This is a genomic window from Paenibacillus sp. PL2-23, from assembly GCF_040834005.1.
Taxonomy (GTDB): Bacteria; Bacillota; Bacilli; order Paenibacillales; family Paenibacillaceae; genus Pristimantibacillus.
The window spans coordinates 1,915,145-1,939,844 of sequence record NZ_CP162129.1 but is presented as its reverse complement, the minus strand read 5'-3'; the positions used below and the strand labels follow the sequence as shown (position 1 = coordinate 1,939,844).

Annotated in this window: 15 protein-coding genes; 2 read left to right on the top strand and 13 right to left on the bottom strand. The window is 42.8% G+C overall.

Annotation, left to right across the window (positions count from 1 at the left end; translation table 11 throughout):
- The first annotated feature begins 121 nt into the window (after positions 1-121).
- Positions 122-1,399: a hypothetical protein gene (locus AB1S56_RS08150; RefSeq protein ID WP_340872650.1), complete on the top strand. Its 1,278-nt coding sequence runs from the start codon at positions 122-124 to the stop codon at positions 1,397-1,399.
- A gap of 84 nt (positions 1,400-1,483) precedes the next feature.
- Here the strand turns inward: AB1S56_RS08150 and AB1S56_RS08145 are convergent, their stop codons facing one another.
- The 8 genes from AB1S56_RS08145 to AB1S56_RS08110 form a co-directional block, all read right to left on the bottom strand.
- The gene (locus AB1S56_RS08145) at positions 1,484-2,989 is read right to left on the bottom strand and encodes a sulfatase-like hydrolase/transferase (RefSeq protein WP_340872651.1); all 1,506 of its coding nucleotides are present in this window, start codon (positions 2,987-2,989) and stop codon (positions 1,484-1,486) included.
- A 130-nt stretch (positions 2,990-3,119) separates the two neighbouring features.
- The gene (locus AB1S56_RS08140) at positions 3,120-3,947 is read right to left on the bottom strand and encodes an AraC family transcriptional regulator (protein ID WP_340872652.1); all 828 of its coding nucleotides are present in this window, start codon (positions 3,945-3,947) and stop codon (positions 3,120-3,122) included.
- A gap of 93 nt (positions 3,948-4,040) precedes the next feature.
- Positions 4,041-4,850 carry a carbohydrate ABC transporter permease gene (locus AB1S56_RS08135; RefSeq protein ID WP_340872653.1) on the bottom strand — a complete coding sequence of 270 codons (810 nt, stop codon included), beginning with the start codon at positions 4,848-4,850 and terminating at the stop codon, positions 4,041-4,043.
- 9 nt (positions 4,851-4,859) lie between these two features.
- Positions 4,860-5,744, bottom strand: coding sequence for a sugar ABC transporter permease (locus tag AB1S56_RS08130; protein WP_340872654.1), 885 nt, complete (start codon positions 5,742-5,744; stop codon positions 4,860-4,862).
- Between the two features lie 65 nt (positions 5,745-5,809).
- Positions 5,810-7,105, bottom strand: a complete 1,296-nt coding sequence (locus tag AB1S56_RS08125) for an extracellular solute-binding protein (protein WP_340872655.1) — start codon at positions 7,103-7,105, stop codon at positions 5,810-5,812.
- Between the two features lie 103 nt (positions 7,106-7,208).
- Positions 7,209-7,991: a response regulator gene (locus AB1S56_RS08120; protein WP_340872656.1), complete on the bottom strand. Its 783-nt coding sequence runs from the start codon at positions 7,989-7,991 to the stop codon at positions 7,209-7,211.
- Between the two features lie 16 nt (positions 7,992-8,007).
- The gene (locus AB1S56_RS08115) at positions 8,008-9,780 is read right to left on the bottom strand and encodes a sensor histidine kinase (RefSeq protein WP_340872657.1); all 1,773 of its coding nucleotides are present in this window, start codon (positions 9,778-9,780) and stop codon (positions 8,008-8,010) included.
- 100 nt (positions 9,781-9,880) lie between these two features.
- Entirely contained in the window at positions 9,881-12,148 is a 2,268-nt protein-coding gene (locus tag AB1S56_RS08110; RefSeq protein ID WP_340872659.1) for a glycoside hydrolase family 3 N-terminal domain-containing protein, read from the bottom strand.
- Between the two features lie 166 nt (positions 12,149-12,314).
- Here AB1S56_RS08110 and AB1S56_RS08105 point away from each other — a divergent pair, with 166 nt between their 5' ends.
- The gene (locus AB1S56_RS08105) at positions 12,315-13,205 is read left to right on the top strand and encodes an AraC family transcriptional regulator (protein WP_340872660.1); all 891 of its coding nucleotides are present in this window, start codon (positions 12,315-12,317) and stop codon (positions 13,203-13,205) included.
- Between the two features lie 170 nt (positions 13,206-13,375).
- Here AB1S56_RS08105 and AB1S56_RS08100 read toward each other — a convergent pair whose 3' ends face one another.
- From AB1S56_RS08100 to AB1S56_RS08080, 5 genes are all read right to left on the bottom strand, one after another.
- Entirely contained in the window at positions 13,376-18,331 is a 4,956-nt protein-coding gene (locus AB1S56_RS08100) for an alginate lyase family protein (RefSeq protein ID WP_367903441.1), read from the bottom strand.
- A gap of 30 nt (positions 18,332-18,361) precedes the next feature.
- Positions 18,362-20,971, bottom strand: coding sequence for a glycosylhydrolase-like jelly roll fold domain-containing protein (locus tag AB1S56_RS08095; RefSeq protein WP_340872664.1), 2,610 nt, complete (start codon positions 20,969-20,971; stop codon positions 18,362-18,364).
- 186 nt (positions 20,972-21,157) lie between these two features.
- Entirely contained in the window at positions 21,158-22,522 is a 1,365-nt protein-coding gene (locus tag AB1S56_RS08090) for an extracellular solute-binding protein (protein ID WP_340872665.1), read from the bottom strand.
- Positions 22,523-22,777: 255 nt separating this feature from the next.
- Complete coding sequence (locus AB1S56_RS08085) at positions 22,778-23,659, bottom strand: carbohydrate ABC transporter permease (protein ID WP_340872667.1); 882 nt, start codon at positions 23,657-23,659, stop codon at positions 22,778-22,780.
- 19 nt (positions 23,660-23,678) lie between these two features.
- Entirely contained in the window at positions 23,679-24,659 is a 981-nt protein-coding gene (locus AB1S56_RS08080; protein WP_340872668.1) for an ABC transporter permease subunit, read from the bottom strand.
- Positions 24,660-24,700: the final 41 nt, after the last annotated feature.

Below are 24,700 nucleotides of genomic sequence, written 5' to 3'. Positions count from 1 at the left end.
AACCTTCCTTCAGATAAATAATGCCTTCATCCAAGCAAAGACTCCTCCCTATACAGCCTATACAATAGTAGCAGGACAACTTAACTTGATCCGCCTATAACACTGACAGGAGTGAGCTCTAGTGAACATAAGCAAGGATTTCCCTACCTATACTGACTTTAATCCACTTGTTCCGGTAAGATGTATAACCCCTCAAACAGATGGCTGCTTTCATCGTTTTTTCGACACCTCGCCAATCAGCCCTTCCGGGCGTTATGCCGCGTTGCTTCAGCTGCCGCAAGAGCAGCGACTGCCAGAGCCTGGTGAAGCGGCTCATATTGTGCTCGTTGATTTGCATACAGCCGAGGAGCGAATCGTCTCTCCAACCTACGGCTGGGAGACACAGCTGGGCGCTAACATCAACTGGGGACCTGACGACGAATTTATTTATTACAACGATGTTGATCCAGAGACGTGGCAAGAGCTGTGTGTACGTCTGAACCCGCATACCGGGGACAAAAAAATAATGAAGGGAAGTATCTACAAAATTTCCCCGGACGGCAAAACGATTATATCCGCATGCACCAAGAGAATGCGACGCACGCAGTATGGTTACGGCATCGTTGTTCCTGACGAGCATGTGCCGCGTAACTATGGCTTCCGGGATGATGACGGTTTATATACTTTGGATACAGAAACCGGCGAGAGAAAGCTGTTAGTCTCCATTCAGGATGTATTCGACCGCGCCGAGCCTGCTATCAATAAGGAAATGTACAAGCATGGCGAATGTTATGGCTTCCATTGCAAATTCAACCCGCAAGGCGATCGTATATTATTCACCATGAGATGGTTTCATACAGATGAACAGCAGCCATGGAACAAAATCGCAGAGGGTCTCCGGTTTTGGGTTGTCACCATGAATACAGACGGCAGTGACATTCGTGTCGCGGTTGGGCCGGAGCAATGGAAGAAGGGCGGTCATCATATTAACTGGTTCCCTGACGGACAGAGACTCTCTATGAATCTATGTCTGGATGACGACAAGCAGTTATCATTGGTCCAAGTCGATGCGAATGGCTCCAATATGAAGAAGATCATCGACAACATTCCCGGCTCAGGCCACCCCACCGTCCATCCGAATGGACTGCATATGGTGACGGACTCCTATGAGCAAGAGAAAGTAGCCTTCGGCGATGGAACGGTGCCTCTGCGCTTTATTGATCTGCAGTCGGGAAGGGAAGCAACAATCGTTCGAATCCCTGTCGCCAATCCGGGAACAAAGGTGACGAATGCGCTTCGCGTAGATCCTCACCCTGCTTGGACTCCAGATTATAAGCATCTTGTATTCAATGGCTTTGTAGGAGGCACCCGCCGGGTGTTCATTGCTGACATGTCCGGCTTGGTGGGAACAGACTTCTAATATGCCGGATCATCTGTATCTATATCATCAAGTGCAAGAAAGCAGCAGATTTGCAGTCTGCTGCCTTCTTGTCATTGATAATGATTAAAATCCTACCTTAAATTTCATCTTCGCGGTTGGTTTGGGGTTATTCCGCTCATACCCAGGTATGTTCGGTATGCTGGATTGCGTATCTTGAAAGAGCAGCATCTCATCGGGATCCTCAGGGATGCTTTGTTTCGGATAGCGAATCCAGTCATCCCCGTCAATCGGTGCTGTATAACCCTCATCTTTGAAGAATGTGATGAGATCCTTCTTCATTTGTTCAGTCTGCTCTAGATACATTGGATTCCCCGCTCGATTCCTTGTCTCGTCAGGGTCAACCTTAAGATCGAAGAGCCATTCCTTATCGTCAGGCGCGGAGTAAATATATTTGAAGCGATCGCTGACCGCCATGTACATACCATAGTCATTACGATGATATTGAGCGGCAATCCATTCTCTTTTCACGATGCCATTGGCGATATCAAGGAGGCTTTCACCGCTAAGCGGAGTCTCTGATTTTGTTCCTGCGGCTTGTAAGAAGGTTGGCATAATATCAACGAGAGAGACTGGCTTCTCACAACGCTGGCCCCTTGGTCCGTTGGGATCGACAACAATCAAAGGCACACGAGCACCGGAATCTAAGAAATTCCGTTTCCCCACACAGTTATAATCGCCTAACATCTCTCCGTGGTCGGACGAGAACACGATTAATGTATTCTCCAATAGTCCGTTTTCCTCCATATAGCTGAGCAGTCTTCCTATTTGATAATCAATGAAGGAGATGGTGCAATAGTAAGCTGCTTTCATCACACGCATCAAGTTGTCGTCAATCCCTTGATCGCGACCCTTATATCGATTCTGGAACCGATTCCAATACGAAATCAGCTTTTCACTCTCTTGCGGCCTTTTGGGGAGCGGCATTTCCGGTCCTCGGTACAGCTTGTTCCAAGGCGTCGGGGTCTCGAAAGGTGGATGAGGCTTAATATAGCTCGTCATGAGCATAAATGGTCGTTCTTGATCACGCTGCTTCAGGAAATCAATGCTTCGGTCCGTTACCCAGGTCGTATTATGCAGCCGTTCGGGAAGCTGAGAAGGCTGCGGAATATAGTAATATTCGCTGCGCACGCCCTGCGGGTCGTGAACATGCTCGTAACCATTTTCCTCTAGGAAGATTTTAAAATCATCTCGCGGTCCGCCTTCCTCGCTGACATCTCTCGATTCAAATCCCCATAATGTAGATGTCGGTTTATCTCTGAAATTAAAGTGCATCTTTCCTACGCCGTGCGTCTGATACCCCTGATCAGCCAGCAGCTCCATAAAGCTGCGATGCCCCTCGGGCATACGTTCATTGATAACGCAGTCGGTTCGGTGAGGAAGCTGGCCGGTATGAAGCGAGAAACGTGCCGGAACACAGACTGGACATGGACTGTATGCCCTTGTGAACGAAATTCCGCTTTCAACGAGACGATCCAACACGGGGGTCTTAATCATTGGGTTGCCGAGCGCAGCAATCGTATCGTGCCGTTGTTGGTCTGTAAATAGAAACAATATGTTCTTCTGAGTCATAGATCATACCCCTTCCGCAGTTGCTTGTTACCTATTATACGGCGCAGGTTGGAAGAGAGCTTTGGACAAACTGCATTACTTTTTGTCCTTTCTGAGTCTTTAATCGGCTGCGAGGTTCTGCATTATCGCTTTATTTAACGGAGAGGGCTTGTCGTCTAGTCATTGTAGGCGAAATTCCTACTTTTTTCTTATAGATTCTTGAGAAGTAATGAATATTGTTATATCCGACAGCATCTGCGATTTCCTGAATACTCATAGAAGTGGATAGCAGCAATTCAACCGCTTGACTGATTCGAAAATTCATCAAGTACTGATGAAGGGAAACGCCTGTAGACGTTATCACTAATTTATTGACATGGGCCGGATGAAAGTGAAATTGTTTAGCAATGGCCTCGTTAGTTAAAGGCTCGCGATAATTCTCCTCAATGAACTTGAGAATCATCTCGGTCATCTGCCACGACACGTCTCCCTCCCCGTCTGACATAATAGATTGGCGCGCAAGCAGCAGAAGTAGAGTTTTGCATAACGCACCGGCAGACTCTTCCCAGTATATTCGCTGCCCCATATATTCTTTAACAATATCCCTTAACAGGGCTTCGACACGAGCTTGGGCATGGACTATTGTCACCGGAGGGAAACCAGAAAAATCCGTAAATCCAACGGGTTGTAAGGTATGGCTCATATGAAATTGTATCCCTAAAATAATCAGAGGTTGATTGGGGTCCGAAGAGATTTGATGCTTCGTGCCGGGTCCCCAAAAACAAAGCATGCCCTTCCTCATTTTATATTCTTTATCATCAATGGAGATGGTACCGAACCCGTCTTGAATATATTGAATCTGGTAATGGGGAATGACCCTCTCACCCGTTGTGAATCCAGGGGTTAATACATTACGGGCACTGCGAAGGATGACCGGAGCTATGTCCGCTACCGAGACCAATACATCATTGCAGCTCATGAATCTCACCACTTTCTGGCTTTTGATTAACTATAAAAAACAAACACCCCGTAATCAGGGCGTTTGTACAATCTAATTGAATTCTTACTCCATCTAGCCTTTTACCGCACCTGCAGCGACACCTTTAGTCACATGTTCTTGCATGATAATGTAGAGAATTATTGTAGGCAATGTAGCTATGACTAATGCAGCCGTGAGACTTGCGTAATCAATGCTGTATTCCTCATTAAAGGATAATAATCCAATGGGAAGTGTTTTCATCGCTTCGTCAGAAATGAACACCAACGCATATACAAATTCATTCCACACGTGTAATGCAGTAAATATCGCAACCGTTGCTAATATGGGTTTGGATAAGGGAGTATAGATTTTGAAAAACACAGAATATATGTTGCAGCCGTCCATATAAGCGGCTTCATCTAATTCTTTGGGCAGTTGCAAATAAAATCCATATAATAAGAACACTGCGACCGGAAGCGAGAATGACACATAAGGAAAAAATAATGCCCCGTAAGTATTCAACAAATGCATTTTGTTTAGCATCACAAACAGGGAAATCAAAGTACTGTGAATGGGAATCATCATACCAAGTAAAAATAAAGAGAGAACAATCTTACTGCCCTTAAATGGTCTGCGCGCAAGAATAAATGCGATTAATGAAGCAGCTAGAAGCGTGGCAATAACAGTAATAATCGTAATCCACACACTGTTCAACAAATAATTCTGAATGCCATTTTCCCATGCATTCACATAATTGGATAGCTGCAGCTTTTCAGGAAATCCCCATGGGTTTGCATGAAATTCAGAATTAGTTTTCATAGAAGATATTATCATCCATACTAAAGGATAGCCAGTAATCAATGTATACACGAATAAAAAAAACAGCTTAATTACTTTCGACATATTATCCCCCTAGTACTCTACTGCTTCGCGTCTAAATAATTTGTTAAGCACTATTGCAAGCAGTACGCCTAATAAAAATAAAAATATTGAAATCGTGCTGGCATAGCCGAAATCATAAAACCTAAACGCTTGTTTGAACATATATGAGGCAATGACCTCGCTGGATCCATTGGGACCGCCATTTGTCATGATATAAATCAAATCAAAATATTTTAATGAATTAACAATACAATAAATAATGGTGAAGTTAATAACATGCCAGATTAACGGAATCTTGATTTGGAACAGCAACCTGTATTCAGAAGCTCCATCAATTTTGGCCGCCTCCAGCACATCATCTGGAACATTCTGAAGTGCAGCATAATATACGACCATATAAAACCCTATATATTGCCAACTAACAACCGCAATGATTGAATTTAACGCAGACTCAGTCTCGCCAAGCCATACACGTGTCCATTCATCTAAACCTACAGCGCTAAGCACTTGATTAAGCAGGCCGACATTAGGATCATAAATCAATCCCCATAGCACACCTACAACTGAAGTCGAGAGAACGACAGGCAAGAAAAAGACTGTTTTAAAAAAACGAATGCCTCTTTTAATCTGTCTGCTTAACAATACTGCTAATAGCAGCCCTACTGGCAGTTGAATAACTAGAGCCCAGAAAGTCAGTAAGCCTGAATTCATAAGCGTCTTATATATAACTGCATCTTTCGTTAAATTAAAATAATTATCAAAACCTATAAATTCCTTATCGGAAACGCCGTCCCATTGGAAGATACTATAATAGAAGCTGTAAATAATAGGTATGATCATGAAGATAAGATAAATCAGCATAGCCGGAGACATAAATACAATACGATTGATCCATCCCTTTACTCCTTTTTCCATGAAACCTTCTCCTTATGAGTAAATAGGGAGTCACCCTGCGGTGACCCCTATTTTCAATTAATGAATTATTTTACTTTCGACAATTCTGCTTTCACATCCAAGCTTGGATCCCCAGCAATAGCTGAAACAGCATTTAATAATAATTCTGCTTTCTTAGGTCCAAGTGCTTGATCATAAAACGGAAAATATCCCGTAGGCGTGGAACCTGCAAACTTCAAATACGAATAGGATACAGGATCAAGCTTATCCTCTGAAGGATTGGTCTTAACGGGTGAAGGTTCACCCATGGTTTCAATGAATTTGGTTCTTTCTTCCGTTCCTAATAAGAAGGCCAAAAATTTGTATGCTGCATCTAAGTCTGCTGTATTAGAAACAGCGTAGCCGGTGCCAAAACCGCCATGCACATGATTGGGCTCCCCAGCTCCACCGTCTATAACAGGGAACATCGTATAACCGACTTCAAAATTCGAATTTTTCTTCAGGTTGCCTAAAGACCAGTCACCCATCAAGTACATGCCGGATTTTCCAGACGTAAATTCTGCTTCGGCTGCTTCGTTATCCACGCCTAAAAATCCATTTGTAAAGCTGCCATTCTGAACTAACTCTTGAAGCTTTGCTCCTGCCTGAATAAAGCTTTCTTGGGTAAAGTCCCCTTCACCAGCGATAGCCTTCTGGAAAGGCTCGTTGCCTCCAATACGATTGGACAGATAGGAGAACCAATGAAGTACAGGCCAACGTCTTTTACCTGCTAATGAAATTGGGGTCACATCATTTTCTTTCAACACCTTAACTACTGCTTCTAATTCTTCCATGGTAGTTGGCGGTTGCAGATTATACTGAGCAAAAATATCTTTGTTGTACCAGAGTATGACATTGTTGATGGCGTTAGGAAGACCATACACCTTACCATCGTAACTTGATCTATCCAGTGCCCCTGGCATCAAGCTGTTCTTAAATGACTCATCTTTGTTGATATGATCCGTTAAGTCAGCGACTACATTAGCGTCAACAAACAGCTTAAATGAATCCCCCGACCAATAATGAAAAATGTCAGGCATTTGGTTAGAAGCCATAGACACTTTCATTTTAGTTTTTAATGATTCACCATCCATATGCTCTGCTTTTACAACAATTTCATTCTGACTGGCATTAAACGCATCAACGCTGCTCTGAATTGCTTCTTTTTTGGCCCCTGCCTCTGGTGTCCAGAACAACAATTCAATCTTTTCTTTTTCTTCACCTTGATTTTCAGTCTTGTTGTTTGAATTGCTGGATGACTCACTGTTGCTTGGGGTATTATTCCCACATGCAGCAACCAAGAACACTGAAAGCACAAGAATGACATAAAAAAATTTCTTCATTGTAGAACCTCCCTTTTATTTCTTACACATTTAGTTTAAGCAATTGAAACCGCTCTCACAATGACACAACACTCAGTAAAAATGCCACAATTCTCATATCTCATCAAATATTACGAAATAACTTTCTAAATTCGTTTGGCGTTTTTTGCTCATGCTCTTGAAAAATTCTGTTAAAGTATCTGCTAGTCTGATAACCGACTGCTTCAGCCACCTCATAGATTTTCATATCTGTCTGAGCCAAAAGCTCCTTTGCTTTATAGAGTCTGATCTTCAGTATAAATTCGCTAAAGAGCTCACCTGTTTCAGCCTTGAACAGACCGCTCAAATAGTTCGGGTTCATATGGACGAGCTCGGAAATTTCCTTTAGAGTTAGCTGCTTGTCCAAATGCTCCATGACATACTCCGTAATGTATTGAATGATTCTGTTTTTACTTGTATGAATAGGCTGTAAAGTACCTGCGTGCTGCTCGACGAGTTTTAGGTTCGTTTTCATTTTTTTTAATTCAGAGAATTTTGTAATCGCTTTCTGAACAGACTCATACAGAACCTTGGGGTTCACTGGTTTTAAGATATAATCAAACACACCATAAGCAATAGATTTCTGGGCATATTCAAACTCCGCATGACCTGTCAACACAATCGTCATACACTCCTTGTTAGATTGATTCAATATTTCTAACAGAGATATCCCATCCATCTCGGGCATTTTAATATCGGTAATTAATAAATTGATTTCTTTCTCTTCAAATTTATCCAGAGCTTCTATTCCGTTTTCCGCTGTATCAACGATTATTTCGCTTCCAAAATAATTGAGCAGAGCCTTTACCACTCCATTCCTCGTTAAATCCTCATCTTCCACGACCAAAATTTTTATTTGCTCCCGCATGTAACCCTCACCTTATTCATTTAAATTTAATTAACGGCATTACAATGGAGACACAAGTTCCCTCATCCGCTTTACTATTGATTTCCAAGCCATATCGATGCCCATAAAGCGACTGCAATCGATGATGAACATTTGTTAAGCCAATTCCCGATTCACCATTAAACAAATTGATGTTGGTAGCATATAAGCTTGATCGGATCTGTGCTAATTTATCCTCGTTTATTCCCTTGCCGTTATCATGAATTTTTATAACAAGAAGTTCCTCTGGCTCTGCATCTTCCTTGAGTTCAGCATTTTGTTTTTCAATGATTATGGTCAGAATACTTTGCTTACGCATGGGTTCAATACCATATTTTATTGCGTTTTCTATAATGGGCTGCAATATTAGCTTTGGAATGATGCATTCTGATACCTCTGGATCTTGAATAAGATTGAATTCCAGCCTTTTAATGCGTAACTGCATAATTCTCAAATAGCTTCGAAGGTGATCTACCTCATCTTTTAAAGCAACCCATTCTGGCGCTTTTATTGAATATCTAAACAGCTGTGACAAATCTACAATAATGTCAGCCGAATCGTCTTGTCCTTTTTCTCTTAACATCCAATTTATAACTTCAAGCGTGTTGTACAAAAAATGTGGATGAATTTGAGCATGTAACGCTTTTAGCTCTGATTGACTTCTGTAAATTTCCTTTTCATATACGGTATGAATTAACTGATCAATATCTGCAGCCATCTTGTTGTATGATTGATTTAATTCATTGACTTCTTTGTTGAAATAGATCTTGTCGTTAATCATTGGCTTTCCGTTTCTTGCTTTGTGCATAATTTTCCTTATACTATAAAGTGATTGAATCATCTTAGATGAAAGAATCAGTGAAAGGATAATCAGCAGCACCCCTGTCACTAAACCTGACCATAACAATGATTTCTTAAGCGCATGTATCGCAGCAGTAATTTGATCCATAGGTGTAAGAATGACCAAGCTCCAGCCTGTCATATTCGAAGATTTAATTACAGGCTTGTAGCTTCGATTTCGAATAAGTACAGTTTCCTTCCCCTTAAGATCCTCCATTTCGATGGATGAGATGGGTTCCATCGACGTATACACTAATCTATCTTGCTGATCGAAGAGGAGCAATAGCTCTTCAGATGATTGCTCCGTACGAACCTGCGTTAGCACGGTATTGAATGTGCGAACAACCAGGTATCCAGCAAACTGGCCATTATGCTGTAATCTAATCCTTCTGACAGACAACAAATAATTGGAGTCTAGGGGATCTGCTCCAAGCCAGATGGCCTCTCCTGCGCTTTGCTTTAATTGATTGTAAGCGGTACTACCTATTCGAGCCTGGAGTGCAAGCGATTCAACGGGATATAACGATCCTTTCTCCGAGTAGATATCGATAGAATGAATATTTTGGGAAAATGCTGTGTATTCAATAATAATGGGTCTTACATTTAATTTGTCTGAAATGCCGATTTCGGCGTTTTGGCTAGCTTGTTCAAGAATGTCCTGCACTCTAGAATCCATAGTAAATTGCAATGATATCGTATTCGTTTCTCCAAATAATGCTTCCACATGCTTCTGAGTTTGCGCAGCACTGTTCTCCACTATTCTAACGGTATTCCTCTCAATGATGGGCAGGGTAGTATGATAGGTCAACCATCCAGCTATCCAAAGAATTAATATCATTATAAAAACAAAGCACATAAATAATTGAACTCTTGTTCTCGTCAAACCAAGCTTGGTTAGAATATTATAAATTTTTAGTTGCTTTGTATTCATAGCGCCTGCCTCCATTGCACCATATAGATGAATGTCAAAAAATCCACTGTAGAAGTGGATTTTTTGACATGTCTTGCTAAGACTCACTATTAAGCTTATTCTAACCCTTTACCACATTTAAAATAAGTGTTTGGTATTGTTCTGAGCTTGTTCCTACCATAATCTTGAATTCGCCCGGTTCTACAACAGTTTCGAACGCTTCATTTGTAAAACTAAGCATAGAGGGCTCGATCTCAAACGTTACGGTTTTTGTTTCACCAGGTTGAAGTGAAATTCGTTTAAAGCCTTTCAGCTCCTTATTCGGTCTAGTTACGGAACTAACCAAATCCGTTATATACATTTGAACGATTTCGTCTCCTGCTAGCTCTCCAGTGTTGGTTACATCTACAGCTACAGCTGTAGAATTTGATGATGTGATGTGGTTAGCTGTGAGGGTGGGATTGCTGTATTGAAATGTAGTATAGCTTAGGCCCGTACCAAAAGCGAACAATGGGCCGTCTTTTTGGTCAAACAAGTACTTTTTGAAAAGCCCCGTAGGTTTTTGAGAATAATATACAGGTAATTGTCCAACTGAACGAGGGAAAGTAATAGGTAATTTGCCGCTTGGATTCACATGACCAAACAATACGTCAGCTATAGCATTGCCAGTCTCTTCCCCAAGATACCATCCCTCCAAAATGGCGGGTACCTGTTCAGCTACATAGTTAATGGACAACGGAGTTCCATTAAGAAGAACAACAACAGTAGGCGTGCCCGTTTCAACAATTCTTCTTATTAATTCGTTTTGGTCTCCAGCTAAATTCAAATCAGCTCGATCTCCTCGATCGTCTCCGACAAAGATAGCCTCTCTGCTCGTTAAGGTATTACCTCCTACACAAACTACAGCTACATCACAGTCTTGAGCAGCTTTAACCGCCTCTTCAAGCAAGTGATGGTTGTCCTCCATGGTGCACAATTGCGGATTGTGAACCCGTTTATCAAGCTCACTTTCGCCGCTAATATCCGTTTCATAGGTTATCTTACAGCCGTGAGCATAAACAATTTCCATTTCACCTTGGAATTTCTGCTCAATACCTTTAAGTACACTAATGCCTTTGTTAGGAATGGTGCTATAGGTACCTGTACAGACGGGGTCCGCATTGGGGCCAATAACAGCTAGCTTTTTAATTTTGTTCTTATTTAACGGCAATAGACCGCCTTCATTTTTAAGCAATGTAATGGCTTTATCTGCCGCTTCCTTTGCTATACTCCTATGTTCGGGACAATTAATAATCTGCTGTGCGTGTTCCGTGTCTGCATAAGGGTTTTCAAATAATCCCAATTGGAATTTCAATCGCAAAATTCTAGCAACTGCAAGATCTAATAATTCCTCCAATTCAGGCTTCTCCGTTATAGCCTCGATGAGATGTATATAACACGCGCCGCCCGGCAGGTCCATATCTAATCCGGCATATAAGGCCTTTACTGCAGCCTCTGTTTGGTTGTTAACAATATGAAATAAAACATCAAGTCTTGAACTATCCGAATAATCGGAAACAACAATACCTTGAAATCCCCATTCCTCTCGCAGCAGCTCTGTGAGCAGATATCTGCTGCTGTGGCAAGGCACACCATCAATTTCATTATGCGAAGGCATCATTCCTAATGCGCCAGCCTCTTCAACCACGGCTTTAAACGGCGGCAATATTTGATCCCTGAGCATTCTAGGCGGTATATGACTTGGCGCAAAATTCCGCCCTCCGTCTGACTGCGCATATCCTGCAAAATGCTTCGGAGCTGCAATCACATGTTTTTGAAGCCCCTTCACAGCTGCTACTCCCATACGTGTTACTAGAAACGTATCTTCTCCATAGGTTTCTTCTGTTCTTCCCCATCGCGGGTCTCTCGCAAGATCAAGTACAGGTGTATGCGCTTCATGTCCTCCTCTAGCCCTGGCCTCCTTGCCTATTGCACTAAATACACGTTCAACTAGCTCCGTATCCCATGTACTAGCCATCGCAATGGGGACGGGAAAACATGTAGCTTCTTTAGCCAAATGTCCATGAAGGCATTCTTCTTGAGCCATCACTGGAATACCTAGACGGGTTTGATTAACAAAATAGTTTTGCATTGCATTTAGCTTTTTTATTCTTGTAGCAATTGTATCCCCTTTGAAGGGCATTTGAATAGCACCGGCCCCATGCTGAAAAATGTCTTCTTCAAAAGGCAGCTCACCGGCTCCATTGTCACTCAATAAACGTTCTTCAAATGCTTCGGAAACTTTTCCTAAAGAAAGAGTTTGGGCCACTTTTTCCTTTAAGGTCATTCTAGCTATTAAATCTTCAACTCGCGCTTCAATAGGCAGAGATGAGTTTTTGTATGCTTCCATCTAATTGCGCCTCCTAATATATAAATCTTACTTCATGAAATTCATGATCTCATTTAGAATATTAACTTAGGCATTATATTTTTTCATTTGATATCTTATACTGATTATAGAAATATTATTATTATCTTAGTCAATGAAGTGAGACGGGAGAGGGATGACTTCATGTATGAAAACCATTCATCATCATATTTCAACTGAACAAATAAACCCCCGAATACTTACAGCCATTTATTTTAATGGCACACAACGCGAGAAGGCTTCTCGTTTGAAAAATAGATTTGTTTACGATTATGAGCTGGAATTTTATACGGCAAGTGAAGGGGCTATCGAGTTGAACGGCACCCTTTACCCTGTTAAAAAAAATGACATTGTATTTAGACGACCAAGGGATCTCAACCAATCTATAATGCCTTATGCATGCCACTTGGTCGTGTTCGACATGTTAAATAGTACAGACAAAAGGGATGACGAATACACCGTTGGAGAAATGCAAGAGGTGTATCAGCCCTATTATGTTAATCCATTGCTTGACTCCATTCCAACGATAATCAGCCCTCCATTTCCGAAAAGGTATGAATACTGGTTTGAGTGTATTGCCAATGAATTTATTAAACAAAACGCTGGATCCCACTTGCTAATGAAATCTATCGTCCTTCAAATCATTCATCAGTTGTACATGGATCATATTGCTCAAAACTCAAATCAAGATGTCCCATCCTCGGCTCATTCCAAAACGATTGCGAACACAATAGCTTATATTAAAAACAATCTGGACGAGCAATGGAATTTAGCGAAATTAGCTCAAATTGCTGGGCTAAGCCCTTCTTATTTCCACTCTATCTTCACTAAAGCGATGCAACAAACGCCTAATGATTATATTGTTGAATTAAGATTGGAGAAAGCAAAAAGAATGCTGCTCACTACTGATGCCAGCATTCTAGATGTTGCTATGCTTTGCGGATTTGGAAGCGGTGCTTATTTTGGCTTCTTATTCAAGAAAAAAACAGGGGTGTCACCTGTACATTTTCGAAAAATATACAGCACCCCCTATTTTTAAACGATTGCGACTTCAGAGCTCTTGATACGGAGTATCCGAGCGTGGAACTTTTGCAGCGATTAAAATAGAGCCCTCGGATTTATTCCGAGGGCTCACTCTCAACCGTAAACTGAATGGCGGCAGTATCAATGAAGCTACGATATGACGCCCCGTTTTGTACATGATTTAAATCAAATCAGTTCTGATTCTTGGAGTAATCGCTCAACAATTGTTGCAACCTCGGCTCTTGTCATATAATCCTTTGGCGCAAGCTTCATATTGCTTTTTCCCGAAATAATATTAGCTTGCACGCTATCTGCAATGCCAATTATTGCCCATGTGGATGCATCTGAGGCATCTTGAAACGGACTAAGAATTGTATTAGTTGATTGTGTAGGAGTTTCAGCTTTCAAATCTGTCATCAACATTGCTCTTGAAATAATGACAATCGCTTGTTCTCGTGTAATCCTGTCATTTGGACGAAAAGTTTCATCTTCAAATCCATTGATTAGGTTGTACGAATAAGCTGTGTTTATGGCACTACTGTACCAATCTGTTGTCTTCACATCTGAGAATGTGTCTGTTCCATTCTCTTGCTTCAAACCCAAACTTCTTACAATGATTGCTACAAACTCGGCTCGAGTGATATCTCTGTTAGGGCTGAACATTTCGTTTCCTGTTCCTTGAATAATCATACGAGAGCCCATATTATTAATTGCATCCATCGCCCAGTGGCTCTTTACATCCTTAAATCCTCGCGGGTGTGATACAACAGAGTATGTGCTATTCGTCAAACTCTTAATTTGAGCGTATGACTTGCTATCAATGCTAATGAACTTGGTAGGCACATGACGAACCGACCCATCCGGTTCAACAACCACACCTGTCATTATTTGATTGGGATCGATTCCTTCCGGAATCGCAATGGTGCGTTCCACATAAGAATTGAACTTCGAAATTTCCTCTGTACGGTCATTGTAAACGGCATATACTTTGAAATTTACAGGCGGCGCTACAATAGTGAATCCGCTTTTAGATGCCGCATCTCCAACCACTTGAACAATACCGTCTGTAGGCATTGCAATTTCTATTTTAACCTTGATATCTTCCAAAGCCACCTGCATTCCAAATCGCTCCGAGATGGCCTTAATATTTATTTGCTGCGCTGGCAGCGTATATGCAGCATTTTCAGTACGAACTTCTACTACTGCTTGCTTGGACTCCATATTTTTAATCAAGCGCCCATTTAATTCTCCGATAACAACTTCACTTTCTGTTTCAACCGGAATCACAAGGATTGCCCGCTCCCCTTCTGCTTCAAGGCGTTTTTGCAATTTTTCCTCATCCACTACAACCGTTGTTACACGTTGCCCATCAACTTTTTCGATCGTAGCAATACCTATATTTACTATTTTTCCGTTAACTAGTACCTCAACATTAGTTTGATGATCTTCTGTAGATGATAAAGGTTGCAGAGGAAAGGCTGGAGCATTCGGCAAGTTCACGACTTGTGTAATCCTAAATGCCACATTCGTCAAATTATCCGCTGATATCGTAATCGTTTCGGTGTAAGTTCCTGCCGATAAGTTATCCTTTGCTCTCACCATAAAAGTGGTAGTCGCGCCGCTATTTAACGTCTCACTAGGCTGCGTGATTACAAAATCAGTGCCGGTAACGGCTGTTTTAAGATTCGCTAAATTTCCGGTACCGTTGTTATAAACTTGGATAGTGATACTCTCCTGCGAACCTGATTGGTAACCTTGAGTTAGCGCTGTTGCGGTTTGATCCGTTATGGTAGCTATATCGTAGGTTGGTACCACGTAATCTAGTGGTGCATAAACTAGTATATCCCTGTAGCTAAATTCGTGATATCCATTAAGTCCAGCAGGAAGGATATCTTCATCTAACATCAATTCACTTCTACTAAACATCGGTAATGCCCAGTCCTTTAATGAAGCTTCAACTCCACCACCTGTGATTTGTTGCCATGTCCATTCTTTTTCTCCCAAGATGTACGGTATTACGAAATCATACCCACTTTTCAGGCTCACACCTTCTTCCGTTTTATATGACCATAAGTCAACATTTGTGAAGCGACGGCTCAAGTCAGCAAGCCTGGCTAATGCCCACAAGTTATTCACCGTGTAGCTAACTGATTTTGTTCTTCTTAACTCTTCTGGTTGGCTGCCATCAGGCGCAATATGTGTTTCTATACGTTTTATCATAGTATCTTTTATCAATGCTTCAGCTTCATTCACTTTTCCTAGATAAATCATAAGACCTGCAACTTGATAATCATAGTTAGTAGCATGATTATTTGTTCTAGTACTTGCTCCAATTCCAAACTCACTTGTTCTCAACCAATTTAAATACTCATTAAACCAATCGTTCATTGCTGCCAGCTCACTCTCAGCCAACAGATTGTTTTTCACCAACATTTGAACGGTTGTAATAACGTTTCCGATAATAGTCCATTCAATAATACCAAACATGGTTCCACTTACTTTACCTGGTATAGCTTGACCAAAGTTCACATTAGGATTCACTTTCGTTTCTTCATTAATAAACCAAACCTGAACAATTTCTTTGGCCTTATTTATATATTTTTGATCTTCTGTGAAATAATACGCCAATGTCAATGTATCCAATGATGTAAACATTTCTCGCAAGCGTGTGTAATCAGAGACCGAACCTCTGGTCATAGGATTAACTAGTCCGTCTTTATGAATCCATGGCATACCGTTTTCTGTATCTGGGTTTGGCCACCAGTATGGTGCAATACTATAGTAATCATGGATATCACCACTTGCTGGTATAAGTGTTTTATTCGTTACAGGGTCAATCTCCTTTGCCAGCTCTACATCTGCCTCAAGAATCAAAGCTTCAAAAGCTTCTTTATAGGTAGGATTGTTTAATTCAATTTCGTTTTTAGCTAGGCTTAACCTTTCTTCATTTAAATAAGTCAAGCTCTTCTCGTTTGGAACCTTATCTTTATTGATATCTAAAGGTGCATACGCCAGTATATCCCTGTAGTTAAATTCGTGATATCCATTAAGTCCAGCAGGAAGGATATCTTCACCTAACATCAATTCACTTCTACTAAACATCGGTAATGCCCAGTCCTTTAATGAAGCTTCAACTCCACCACCTGTAATTTGTTGCCATGTCCATTCTTTTTCTCCCAAGATGTACGGTATTACGAAATCATACCCACTTTTCAGGCTCACACCTTCTTCCGTTTTATATGACCATAAGTCAACATTTGTGAAGCGACGGCTCAAGTCAGCAAGCCTGGCTAATGCCCATAAGTTATTAACCGTGTAACTAACTGATTTTGTTCTTTTTAATTCTTCCGGTTGGCTGCCATCAGGCGCAATATGTGTTTCTATACGTTTTATCATAGTATCTTTTATCAATGCTTCAGCTTCATTCACTTTTCCTAGATAAATCATAAGACCTGCAACTTGATAATCATAGTTAGTAGCATGATTATTTGTTCTAGTACTTGCTCCAATTCCAAACTCACTTGTTCTCAACCAATTTAAATACTCATTAAACCAATCGTTCATTGCTGCCAGCTCACTCTCAGCCAACAGATTGTTTTTCACCAACATTTGAACGGTTGTAATAACGTTTCCGATAATAGTCCATTCAATAATACCAAACATGGTTCCACTTACTTTACCTGGTATAGCTTGACCAAAGTTCACATTAGGATTCACTTTCGTTTCTTCATTAATAAACCAAACCTGAACAATTTCTTTGGCCTTATTTATATATTTTTGATCTTCTGTGAAATAATACGCCAATGTCAATGTATCCAATGATGTAAACATTTCTCTCAACCGCTTCCAATCAGTTTCAGGACCTGCAGCTATTGGATTGAATTGACCATCTTTATAAATCCATGGCAGTCCATTCTCTTTCGTGGGATCTGGCCAGTGGTAAGGTGATATACTATAGTAATCATGGATGTCACCACTTGCCGGTAAGAGCGTTTTATTCGTTACAGGATCAATCTCCTTTGCCAGCTCTACATCTGCCTCAAGAATCAAAGCATCAAAAGCTTCTTTATAGGTAGGATTATTTAATTCAATTTCGTTTTTAGCTAGGTTTAACCTTTCTTCGTTTAAATAAACTAAGCTATTTCCATCTCCTATTGGTGTATCTTCACCAATAATTGTTATATCAAATTCTTTCACTGCACTCTTTCCATTAAGAGTTCCAGCTACAATTAATGTAGCCTTTTGATTAAGCTCTGTACGGGTAATAGTTACTTGTCCTGTCTCATTGTTAACAGCTGCTGCTGTATTATCAGAAGTCCAACTAAATGCCGTATCCCTCGTTCCTTTCAAGGGTACTATAAAGTTGTCTTTTATCCCCCACATATTTTCTATAGTAATCTCATCTAAATCAGATTGTATTTTTAATTCCTCTGTTGTAGGTACTGATGCTTTCATTGAGTACAATCTGATACCTACATCAAATTTAGTCTTATCAGCTAAAATCCAGTACATTGAATAAACCTGTTGCATATCCATAGCATTCACAAGAGGATATTCCTTTAGTTCATCACCATTGATGCCAACATATATTTTATCTTCAACTGTATCTACAACAATCTTAGCCGTAGCCTTCTCCCCAACCGCCACAGTTTTAAGTGTCTCATACTTATCGACATTTTTTACATTTACCAAATTATCTTGATGTTGAAAAGATAAAACATTGCTAACGGTTCCTTCTGCACTCTTTGCTGCAAGATTAAATTGGGCTCTTCCTTTACCACCATCTGTACTGCTATTAGCAAATTCCAACTCAATTGTGACAACTCCTGTTGCGTCATTACTAAATAGTCTTTCTAAAGAAATCGTTTTGCTATTCCCATCATTACGGTACAGTTCCATATAATTTTCTGTATAGCTTATATTATTTTTTGTTTTCCAGTCACTTGATAGTTGGCCCGCTACATTCGCATAGCTTTCATCAAATAACACCTTCACAGATGCGTCTGCCACACCATTCAACTCCTGAGATGTGTTTGCATATGTGTAACCGCTAGTCGATGAGATTAAGCTAATGCACACACACGTCGCTATAAAAACCGATAATGCTCTTTTCAGCAATTTCAGCATTTTAAATCCAAACATAAGTTATATTCCCTCCCAGTTAACTTTTTATCAATACCATTGCCGCAACTCTACAGGACCTATGAGTCCGGATGGCTCTTGCTGCCTATAGATAGAGAAACGGTCCCGCACCTGTTTCACCAGTGTATTCGTCACCTCCACCACCACCTTGTTGCTCCCTGCTTGAAGAAGAGACGTCACGTCAAACCGATAGGGAGGGCAAATTCGAGTCCCGGCATGATGGCCGTTGACCCAAAGCTCTGCCGTTTCGTAGACAGCACCCAGATCGAGCACAACTGCAGCTCCGACATTCTCCAATTGGAGCACCGTTTCGTAACGGAAGGTACCGCTAAACCTTGGTAAATATTCAGGAACCGCAAGGTTGATCAGCTGTAGTAACATGCAATAAGGCTTAAAGTCAGGATATTGAATGGCTTCCGCTATGCTGATCTCCCATTCCGATAAAATCGTCTGCTTCAGTATCGTGCCGTGCATTTCTCTAAGTGGCAAGCTCCGCTTCACGATATCAGAGGATTCATCCCAAATGAAGACGTTGGACTCGTAAGGCTCAAGATGCAGCGGAATGCGGCTCCCTTGCTCTACCCGACTACATGGATATTTTCTTACCTCATTGGCAAAGGCATCATACTGGTACACGGCTCCCCTTAAGTTAATATCCACTTGGGCATGAATGGCCTCATAAGGATGCTCATTGAACAGCATGAGGAACCGAGAGTTGCTTCTTTGATAGAGGTATGCCCGCAGATCAGGCTGAAAGCTGTCCAGCTTCAGAAGAGGGGTAAACCGTTGTTGAATCTGATCTACTAGCGAATCTAAAGGTACCGTGCACTGATTCGCATGTCTAGCTATAAACTCGAGCACGCCTTGAACGTCTTTGCCATCGCTCGACCTCACAGGAAGCCCCTCCACGAAATAGATAGTTAGACCCGCCTGCAACGCTTCGTAAAGAGAATGTAGTAGTCGGCTAGGCAATGCCTCGGCATAGGGAATAATAAGATAATCAAATCGTTCGGCGTGAACGAGAAGCTGATTGTTGGATACCATCATCCTCTCTAGTAGTAGATCAGCGGGCACGACATCACAATCGATCTGTCGCTCCAGCAGCTGCCTTACTGGCTTCTGAAATAGCATAGCTTCTCCAGACCATTCTGCTTCCGCATGGTACAACACTGCTGCACTGGCGATATGAGTGCCTCCATTCAACAGATGGGAAAGACGATTCATATACTCCATCAGCAGCTTAAAGTGTCGATACTGTGGGTTGTTGCCTTGCGCATAGAAGTGCGGCGGACAATCGCGGTCCGGGAATGGTTTGGGCGAAAACGCATGCGGGATGAAATGGTTAACTCCGCGGACAAGCATATGATCGGTTAGCCATTTCATCAGTTTCAGCCCTTCTACCCACCCGTAGGCGCCGAAGATTTCACATACCGTTCTGCCCTTCTTCTTCGCATCCAGATGACCTAAGGAGGACGCCATCTTGGCCAAACCAAAATGATAAAACTCACCATCCCCCGCGCCGGTAGCGATGCGGAAGTCGCGTGTCATGCCGGGAATGATCTGCTGCAGGACCACATCAACACCTGACATGTCCTGATCCCATATTGCGCGGTAGAAATGCCCGACACCCATGCCCAGCCTGGTGTGCACGTTGTTATCCTCGATGACATGGCCGATATACTCTACCCCCCTCGATCGACACCAATCCCCTAAGCGCTTGGTGAAATTGACGGCATAGCGCTTGGTGAGCACATCCATATATTGAAAACGCAGAGTCGAGGATCGGATACCTGACGGATACCACAATAGCGGCAGTTGGGTGAGCACGTCCTCTCCCGGCGCTTGCTGCTGCAGCAGGCCAAGCATGTCCTTGCACCATGGCAGGATCATTGAGGTGCTTCCGATGATATCTTCAAAGGACAAGCTGTTCCCGAATCTTGGCTCATCACTGAAAAATCCGGCGAATGTGTTCCCAAACTTGTTGTGCCAGCGTTCATAATGAGGCTCATACACAGTCTGTACAAGCACATTGACGGCTTCGGGCTCCAGCGGATTGAGATGATACCGCAGCCTTTCATGACCGCCTTCGTTCGTCAGCTTGAGAAGGAATATTCGCCAATGCCCCTCTGGAACATCCCAATACATCACCCCGTCATGATTTCGCTCGCCGATGCTTACCAATGAGCCCAGTTCATTCGTGTCCGTCAGCCGCTCTGCGGCGACGATTCCCACCAGCTCTTCCTTGTCTCGAACATGTTCCCCTACAAGCAGTGACGCTCCCTGCATCGGACCCATCACATCTATGTGAACCTCGGTAAGATATCGATTCCTCAAGTGCGGGAACTCCTCTTTCATTCGACCAACGGCATAGCCCGTAGGAAAGTGAGAGTCATCGAACACCCACACCTTCATGCCGTGCTCCTCGGCTTCTTGCAGGATGATCTCCAGATCTCTCCACCAGCCGGGTCCAACGAAATCGGGATGCGTTCTGGATTCTACACATACAGCACGTATACCGCTGTCACGTATTTTTCGCAATTCCGACCGCAGTACCGATTCCTCTTGCCCTTGCTGCCAGAAAAACGGTAGGATATAGTTCCCTTCCTGCCCAGATAAATTTTCAAGCAATCGTGTGTCCATGGGTTCTCCTTTCCCCTTCTTAACCCGCTTTGAAAGGATGTCCTCCGGTAGCTCCTTCGTCACCATTGTCTCCTACCCGGGAGTAAAACGCTTACAAGTCTTATTGAACAATATGTACCCTCTTGTGCTTTTACATTCAGAGTGATGTGTATATGAGGGACCGCTTACGCGGCCCCATTGCCCATCTTATTTGTTATTGTTCTGTTGATACCATTCCGTCGCTTGCTTAATCAACTCATTGCCACCGCGAGTACGCCAGTTGTTGACGAATTCATCGTAGTAGTCAAGAGGCTTTTCTCCTAGAACAATAAGTCCGGCGGTTTCGATGAACATAGTAGACGCTGTCTCATAATCGCCAATCTCCGGTTGATCGGATTTAAAAGTTGGCGCTCCTGCGGTCACATTAGTTATACCTTCCTTCTTTCCGATCTCATACACAGCCTTAATCTTAGCTACGGCTTGCTCGTTTCCGCTTAAGACTAATTGGATTTCCTCATTAAAGCCTGCCAGGTTAAAGACGAGTGGACGCCACAAGGCGGTTTTGTCATCCGTATCCTTCTGCTTGTTATAATTGATCTTGCTATCATCCTTGGTAACTGTCACACCGGGCACCCCGAATTGAACGAATTCTTGACCCTCTTGAGTGACCAGCCAATCGAGTAATCTCACAGCAGCAGCAGGGTCTTTACTTGCTTTCGTGATCGAAAACGATTTATTAAATGGCTTCTTACCAAAGCCTGATTCTGTAACTCCTGGCGCTTTCGGTGTAGGAATCGCGATCACCTCCGGTTTGCCATTCGGCAGCGACTTGTTCAAACGCTCCTGCCAATCCCAAGCGAGATTCGGAGCATGTACCCATACGCCTACGAGATCGCTTTGAATCTTTTGCTCCCATACGTTTCGCTTGTTGGACATGAATTCGCTGTCGATGAGCTTCTCATCCATCATCGTTTTCACGATCCCGAGAGCCTGCTTCATATTTTTACTCGCGTACTGCGGGATGACCTCGTTATTTTCGATCGTTCCCCCGTACATGGTTACACCATACATACTCAATACATTATCTAACCAGGTGAAATTCTCACGGGCAGAGAACGGAATTTCATCCTGTTTGCCATTGCCATTAGGGTCCTTGTCACGGAAGGCGCGAAGCATATCAAGGAAGTCGGCGTCCGTCTTAGGAGCCTCCTTGATGCCTACCTTATCCATCCAGTCCTTGCGAACGAAGAGCACCCGGGCTACCGGACTGTCACCAAGCGGGGCTTCCGGAATGGCATAGATCTTGCCATTCCGGGTAACGGCATCCCATGATTCTTTAGGGATTATTTTCTTCAAGTTAGGCCCATGCTCGTCAATAAGATCATTGAGAGGCAAGAGTTGATCGTTATCGGCCAGATCTGAGATAATACCCCAGCCCTGCACAATGTCGGGGATCTCGCCGCTCGCAAATTTGACACGAAGCTGATTCCGGTATTGACTGTTAGGAATGAAAGTAATATTCAATTCCGTATTCGTTTGCTCAGCCAAGTACCTTAGTGTAGGATCGTCCATAGATTCCCCTCCAGGGACAGGCTGCCCAACATCGGATGCAAACATCGATATCTTCGCAGGTCCCTTCGGCTGTGAATCTGCCTCTTGAGGTTCCGACTTCGTTGAAGAGCATGCAGTCGTAGAGAAAACCATACATAGAGCTAACGTAATGCCGATCCACTTTTGTTTCTTTGACATTGTTGTATTCCCCCTATTTAACATAATAGGACATCAATTGATATCCCTTGTATATGAAGGCTGATCGCCAGCATAACCTTACTCTTTCACCGAACCTAACGTCGCGCCTTTCACGAAGTGCTTCTGTAAAAAAGGATACAGCACAACGATTGGCAGCGTCGCCAGTACAATGGTAGCCATCTCCAACGCTTGCGGCAGCATATTCAGGGAAGACTCAGCCGAAGCGGCACTCATCATATCGTTGCTGGAGCCTAACGTAATGAGATTGAACAGATATACCTGTAACGTCTGCATCGAACGATCATTAATGTATAACAGTGGAGTGAAGTAATTGTTCCAATGACCTACAGCATAAAAAAGCAGCAAAGTGACCAGAATCGGCTTGGACAGCGGTATTACGATTTGCCACACGATACGGTAATCACTCATCCCGTCAACCTTTGCCGCATCGAACAGTTCCTCAGGAAGATTACGGAAGAAGGTGATGCACAGCATCATGTTGAAGGCACTGATAGCTCCGGGAATCAAAAGAGCACCTATCGTATTCAGCATTCCTAGCTCCTTGACAACCAAATACATAGGAATCATCGGTGCGTGGAAGATCATCGTAAACACAATGAACAACAGAATCGGTCGGCGTCCCCGAAGATACGCCTTAGACAACGGATACGAGCCGATAATGGTCAGCAACATGTTTAGTGCTGTCCCAAGTACAACGACCTTAATCGTCAGCCAGCCTGCCAGCCAGAAAGCCTTTGTCTGTGTAACCAGCTTATAATGCTCTAAGGTAGGCTCGACCGGCCATAGCGTAACCTTGGAGTGGATAATTGCATTGGCCGAGCTGAAGGAGCCGGCCACCACGTGGAGCAGTGGGATGATGGCAGCTAAACTTAACAGGCTTAGCAATACGATGTTTAGTGTGTCAAATAGCTTCTCGCCTGTTGATCTGCGTATTTCCATTCGATGTGACCTCCTTGTTCTAGTACAAGCTCTCGCCGGTCGTTCGTTTGCTTAACTGATTGGCTGACACCAGCAGAATAAATCCAATCACCGATTTAAACAATCCAATTGCGGTTGTCAGACTGAATTCTCCGTTCAAAATCCCTAACCGATACGAATATGTATCGAGTACCTCTCCGACAGATAACGTGACTGGATTAAGGAAGATGTAAATTTGTTCAAAGCCTACATCCAGCACATTCCCGATCTTCAGTAACAGTAGAATCGTAATAGCAGGCAACAAACCGGGCAACGTCACATAAACGAATTGCTTCCAGCGGCCGGCTCCGTCGATCTTGGCTGCTTCATAAAGCGACGGATTAATTCCGGCTAACGCGGCCAGAAAGATGATTGTACTCCAACCCATCTCCTTCCAGATGCCTGATCCCACCACCACGCTTCGGAACAGCTCAGTCGATTGAAGAAAATTGATGACAGGCTCGCCGATTTCCTTCAGAAGATTGTTCACCATTCCGGTTTGCGTCGAGAACATCATGTAGGCCAGGCCATAGACCAATGCCCATGATAGGAAGTGAGGCAGGTACAATATGGTCTGCACTCCCCGCTTGAAGGCTATCTGCCGCACCTCATTGAGCAAGCAAGCCAGAATGATTGGAGCGGGAAAAGCAAAGACAATCTGATAGAAGCTGATGATCATGGTATTCTTAAACAAGTCGATGTACATCGGATTCGTGAACATGAGCTCGAACCAGTGGAGCCCCACCCACTTGCTTTTTAAAAAGCCATCAAATATATTGTAGTCTTTAAAAGCAATGACAGATCCAAGCAACGGAACGTACTTGAATATGATGAAATACAGAACGACGGGAATCAACATGACGTAAAGTGCATGATTTTTCTTCACGAAGGTGGTGAAGGGAACCTCTCCCGTTCGCCTGCGGGCCCGTGTCGGCTTCCTACTTGGTGCTTTTTGCAACGGCTGTATCGACTTGCTCTGCATGGTCTTTCCCCTCTCTACGTGTGCAGCTGTTTGAGTATAGT